The organism is Alkalibacterium olivapovliticus, assembly GCF_003003275.1.
Taxonomy (GTDB): Bacteria; Bacillota; Bacilli; order Lactobacillales; family Carnobacteriaceae_A; genus Alkalibacterium; species Alkalibacterium olivapovliticum.
The window spans coordinates 1-6,027 of the sequence record NZ_PVTO01000051.1 but is presented as its reverse complement, the minus strand read 5'-3'; the positions used below and the strand labels follow the sequence as shown (position 1 = coordinate 6,027).

General features: G+C 28.0%; 3 protein-coding genes. All 3 read right to left on the bottom strand.

What is annotated here, in order from left to right:
- Positions 1-786 precede the first annotated feature (786 nt).
- Genes CLV38_RS13160 through CLV38_RS13150 form a run of 3 tightly spaced genes read right to left on the bottom strand, consistent with a single transcriptional unit; the run spans position 787 to position 5,705 of the window.
- Positions 787-2,004, bottom strand: a complete 1,218-nt coding sequence (locus CLV38_RS13160; RefSeq protein WP_106196434.1) for an LlaJI family restriction endonuclease — start codon at positions 2,002-2,004, stop codon at positions 787-789.
- Between the two features lie 5 nt (positions 2,005-2,009).
- Positions 2,010-3,794, bottom strand: a complete 1,785-nt coding sequence (locus CLV38_RS13155) for an AAA family ATPase (protein ID WP_106196431.1) — start codon at positions 3,792-3,794, stop codon at positions 2,010-2,012.
- Between the two features lie 42 nt (positions 3,795-3,836).
- The gene (locus tag CLV38_RS13150) at positions 3,837-5,705 is read right to left on the bottom strand and encodes a DNA adenine methylase (RefSeq protein ID WP_106196429.1); all 1,869 of its coding nucleotides are present in this window, start codon (positions 5,703-5,705) and stop codon (positions 3,837-3,839) included.
- Positions 5,706-6,027: the final 322 nt, after the last annotated feature.

Genomic DNA, 6,027 nt, shown 5'->3' with positions numbered 1-6,027 from the left:
AATCGGAACTAGCGAAATTGTTTGAGAGATCAGCCCGGAGTTAAATAAAGTTTACAGAAGGTAGTCTTCATTTACACAAAATTATTGACACTCCCATTTTTACCACTTAGTCTCTAAACTTCGTACTGTATATATCTTGAGTTATGATTACAACTTATACATAATTTCAAGCTTAATGTAGCACTTTAGTAGGAATATTTGGTCTACTACCGAAGACTCTTAACTCTTCTTAACTACATTATTAAAGCATTTTTGAAGATAAACAAAGAGTTGACTAAGATATGTCCTCATGTGTTCCGGTCATACCAATACCTCAATTTTAATTAAAGTAGATACTGAAAGGAACAAGATTCAGGAACGCTTAGGATACGCTTAAATCGATATCACTTCAGATGTTTATGGACATTTAACAGAAACTTCAAGAAAAAACTTTGCCAACAAGTTCTCTAAAGCAGTGGACTTTTGACCTTAAAAATCACGCCATCGGTCACGAGCGCAAAAAAAGACACCTTCCAAAGAGGAAAGTGTCTTGAAATGTTGATATAGTACTGTCTTAACGTTTTGAGAAATATACAACAGTACCACAAGAATGCATATCCATTGAAAAAACATCTATATCAACATCCTATATTCAAAAACAGAGATGAACGTTGATATATATGGACTGAACTAGATACTACTTGCACCAATTTGAACCACAATGCTAGTTGAATACGTAGGTCAATTCAATAATTTGAATTGACCTTTTTATTATAATCCACTTCTAGAAACAAATTCCATATCAATTTAGTATATGTTATATCGTTCTAAAATTTTAAAGATATCAACAAGTAGTATATTTATCTTTGTATTTTCGTTTATAAGCGGAAGATCCACTGTAATTTCCCCAATATATTCTTTGAGGTTATTTGACAGAGTATATGGGAAGACAAAATTATTGGATCCTCTAATTCTATTTGTATCATTATATTTAAAAGAAATATCGTAGAAAAATTGTTTGCCTACTGAATACCAATCCAATGGCGGTGTTTTAACTTTTGAATTTATTTCGCTATATTTTTCTAGATTATAATATTTCGCATCATAAATATTTACTTCATTATCGATATATTGAAGTGTATCGGGTATCTGATTGTTATAAATATTGTTAAAGATATTGTCATTAACAGTAAAATTCCAGATAGCTTTGGGAACATATTTTTTTAAATATTCATTATGCATATAAATTTTATTTACTATATCTTCAAAAAGCAGATAAAAATCTTCCGTAGTTATTGCAACATCAGTTGATATTTTTTCTTCAAATCTTAAATAAGTCATAATATTTCGTATTAGTTCTTTTTCTCTTTTATTATTTGTACTTTTTAATTTATCTAATAAATATCTATATGTACTTTCATTTAAAAGATCACTAAATTTTATTGATAGCAATTGATTATGATATTTAAAACCCCATAAGAAAGCACCACTATTTAATGAAATATACTCCATTAAATTAGAATGTATTAATGATAATAAATCATTATCGTTTATCTTTTTCTGTCTAATAAATTGAGTTAAAATATGTTCGGTATTTATCAATGCAGGTGTTACACTTTTAATTGTTTTATTCCATTTTATTTTACCTCTATCTTGTATTTTAATTAAATAAGCCTGTTTTTGATATAACCCATTATTAATAAAATCATTAACTAACCAATCAATAATATAAAATACATTGTCCGAACTAATGTAAGCCTGATTCCCAGAGTCAGTATTAGATAAATGTCGTGATTTTTTATCATAATTCATTAGTAAACGTAATAAATTTTTAATGTCTTTTTTATTTATTGCACCTACATCAGTATTTTTAGGTAAAAAAACATATATTTTATCATTGTTTATGACATAACCAACGTTACGAAGGCTATAACCATTAGCATTTTCTTTAAAATATTTTTCTAAAACAGTCGGTATATTTCTATAAGTATTTCCGTCAACATAATATACAATGTTAGAAGTCATTATTTTCACTCCTCAGAAAACATTTCTACTATGTCAGGTTGAAAGATTGACTTATATCCATGAGATTTAAATTTTTTTATAGTTTGAGATAGAGTTTTTGTTTTAAATATAGTATCTTTTTGATATTTTAAAACATCATTCCATAAGTATCCAATTAATTTTGAAGATATTAAATCAATATCCTTAATTTCTTCATCTGTAATATAATATTGCCCTAATAATGAATCCTCTTCGATTCCATTTTCTGATAACACTATATTTAAAGTTTTCCCTACTTTTTTCCAGGTAAGCCCTTCAAACCCCTCAACCGGGCCTTCAACCACATTCTCTTCTGTCCAATCAATTGGAACATATACCATTTGCCATCTCCTTTGAAACGCAGAGTCTAAAGAAAACACCATTTGATCGGCCGGATTTAAAGTAGCAATGATTGAAAGATTTCCTGGGAAAACAATTCCAGTATCTTTAAAATCAGACGGAACAGAAACAGCATTATCTATATACTCTCCAACAGAAGAATTAAAAATTGAAAATGTACTAATACCAGTATTTTTATCTCTATCCAGCAATTGAAAAGTATCTCCAAAAACAGATGGAGCGTTAGCTCTATTTAGTTCTTCAATGATTAAATAGAAATTTTCTAAGGGATTATTAATTGCTGAAATAATAATATCAACTAACGGTCCTGAAACAAACTTATATTCCATCGTTTTTTCTGGTTCTTTAACCGGTTTTAATCCACCAACAAAGTCATTATAATCATAGTCAGGATAAAATGTGATTCTCTTGCTGTTTTTACTATTGTACTTTTGATTAACACGATAACTTTTTCCTGAACCCGGGGCTCCATAGTATATTAAATTTACTCCTTTACCTTCTGGAATATCTGAAACTACATATGGTTGGAAATTCTCTTCGAGAATTTCAGCATCTTTTAATTTAGGGGAATGTTGTCCGGTATTAAATATTCTTTCGATTTTTTTTAAATCAGATGGTATATTTTCTTCTAATTCAAAAATGAGTCGTGGAGTTTTCAGTCTATAATAGGCTAGTAAATACAAACTATAGTACTTTGAATGTTGACCTACTGCTCCATCAATAGTTAATTTCAATGTATCATTTGTTAAATCATCCGTAAATAATGATAGTGAAGATTTTCTCTTAGATGCAGTATAATCTTCCGAAATGTCACGTATTAATTCAGTAGTCGACATGTAAGGAGCTGCAAGTTTATTTTTTTTAGAAGGAAACATTTCCACAATTTTATATCCTAGAGTTTTAACAGATGAAAGAACGCTCTTTCCAGTTTTTGGCAAAGTATCTCCCGGACTACTGTCTATGTAAAATGTTAAATATACAAACTTTTTAGGAGATGACGAGAAAATATAATTAATATCAACCGCGATCTTCTCTATTAAATCAGACATAAGTTGTTGAGTAATTAATGTGTTCCCAAATTTATCAGCATTTGCAATAACAAAGTCCGCCCATACCTCATTTGCTTCATCTCTAACCTCCCCTATATACATATTCTTATTTTCTTCAAATGTCTCCACTTCGGATAACAGAGATATTTGCTGAATTGGATGTTTTGCTTCTTCTTTAAACTCATTTTCATAAAAAAAATTGATATCATCTATCATTTTATTAATAAACTTTACTGGGGTCCATTTAACACCAGATGTAGGTTGTTTTCTCTCTATATTATCTAAAAGAGTTATTTTATCTTTTTCACCCTTTTCATATTTTCTAAATTCTCTCATTAATAATTTTGATATCATGATTTTCATTTTTATCACTCTTTCAGATTGTATTCAAAACAGTATTAGACTCTAATAATTTTTAACAAGAACTTCGTGACGCGGGAACCTTCTCCCAGTTTTACCAACTTCTACAACATTAAAATTATGTTTTTTAATCCAATCAATAAGTTTTTTATTAGTTTCACCTTTATGTTCTATTACATTTGACAGCATAAATTTGTAACCCTTTTCATGTATTTTAGACAACTTATTAAGCAATAAGGTTTCCATTTTTGGAGTCCATTGAACATTCATTCGATTCCCATCATTATATGCAGCTGAAGTGATAATATAAGGGGGATCAAAATAAAATAGGCTATCTTTATCAAAATCAAAATAGTTAATTTCTTCAAATGATTTATTCCAACAATCAAATTTTTTAGTTTTTGGTGTGAAATTTAATATTCTCTCTACAACATTTTCGTTAAAACCAGAATTCCCAACCGGTACATTATAGCCACCTTTTTGATTAAATCTAATCATATGTTGAAAACTATATAATGATAAAACATAGAGTTTTGCATAGTCTTTATTTATATCATCATTATATGATTGCCTGAGCTGTAAATAACTTTCTTTATCACCGGGTGACAAAGAAAATTCATTTATTATATTCTCTATTGAATTAATAATCTGGTATCCATCTTTATATAATAAACTTTGCATTATATAATGAACAAAAGGTTGTTTCTCATTAAATATAATTTTATCTGCTCCATCTATATTAATACCTACATTATAGGCTCCAGCCATAGAGTCTACAAAAGTAGATATTTTACTGGGTAAATTTGTTTTTATTATATCTATTATATCATTTTTACTACCTGCATAGTTTAAAGGTGATTTTTTTATTTTAGTATCTTTTTTAAAGTAAATTAAAAATTCCTGCAAAGGATTACCTTTGGATTTTTGACTTGAGTTTAAGTTTCTATATTCTCTATAATTAACATACCTTATATCAACAGTGTTTTCTATAGCATATTTTTTTATAGTATCAATTAATTCTTCAATTGGAACTAACCCTTGATTACTATAGCTAATAATAATATGTTCAAAATTCACTTGTCTAATTAAATCTTCAAAAACATCTTTTACTTTTGTTTTTTTGTTATAATCAGACATTCTTCTATTAACTCTTCGTCCCGTTTTCCCTCTAATTTCAGGAGAGTCATTTAAAGCAATTGTTTCTAATACATGATATGCTGAAGCGTATTGTGTTACTGTATAAGGAGGATCTATATATGCAATATCTCCTGTAATCTTTCTAACAAGCTCATTAGTATCTTCATTAAATACTCTATTATTTTTACCATATACATCTTTTTCAGTTAAAGTTATAGGCTCTAACTTAAATACCTTTTTTGCTCTAGCTTCCCAGTCTTCAAAGAATGCTTCATATGTTCCAGAAGTGTTAGAAACTCCCATAGTACTTTCTAACAATGATCCTAGTAAAAAAATATATTCATTATCATCTAATATATTATTGCTTTTTAAATCATCTAATTTATTTCTTATAAAATCAATTATAATGGCATTGTCCAAAGTAAAAAACTTTCTCTTACCATTCGTTGTAAAGTTTTCACTGACAAATCCCGTGTAACCTTCTGGAATATTATTACTATCATTAAAGTAAGTGAATGGCGATTTTCCATATTCATTTACAAATTTTTTGAATTCAGGTGTCTCAGAATTATTAATTCGTGCTTGTGATATAACACTTGCATTATACTGAGAGTCATTTATGGTAATATTAAACTTGTCTTTAAAAAACTCTGCAACACTTCCTGTTCCGCTAAATAAATCCGCAAAATTTGCATTTTCAATTTGATCTAATTCTTTATCTTTAATCAATTCTTCTATAGATTCTAATATTCGTGTCTTATTACCTATATATCTCAATCCGATACTCTCCCTTTAAAATCAATATTTTACCATAAGTATTTTACCATAAATAAATCCCACTTCCAACTTATACTTTTATTTTCTATAATAAATACATTACCGTTCTAAGTCAGAAGTTCTAGAGAATATTGATTTATTCTTTAACAGAAACTACATATTTTTTAAATCTTTCTATATGGAAGATTTTTCATTTATAAATTTTAAAAAAACTTACATCATTTCGATGAATCTCTACCTATAAACTAGACACATTAAAAAAACAATATTATGCAGTCCATAGAAGGTGATCCCGATAAGCTACTGGGGTCATCTTCTTTAA

What these genes read in the sequence shown, in the direction of transcription:
- CLV38_RS13155 (WP_106196431.1), bottom strand. Translation starts at nt 3,794, where the DNA reads ATGAAAATCATGATATCAAAATTATTAATGAGAGAATTTAGAAAATAT.
- CLV38_RS13160 (WP_106196434.1), bottom strand. Translation starts at nt 2,004, where the DNA reads ATGACTTCTAACATTGTATATTATGTTGACGGAAATACTTATAGAAAT.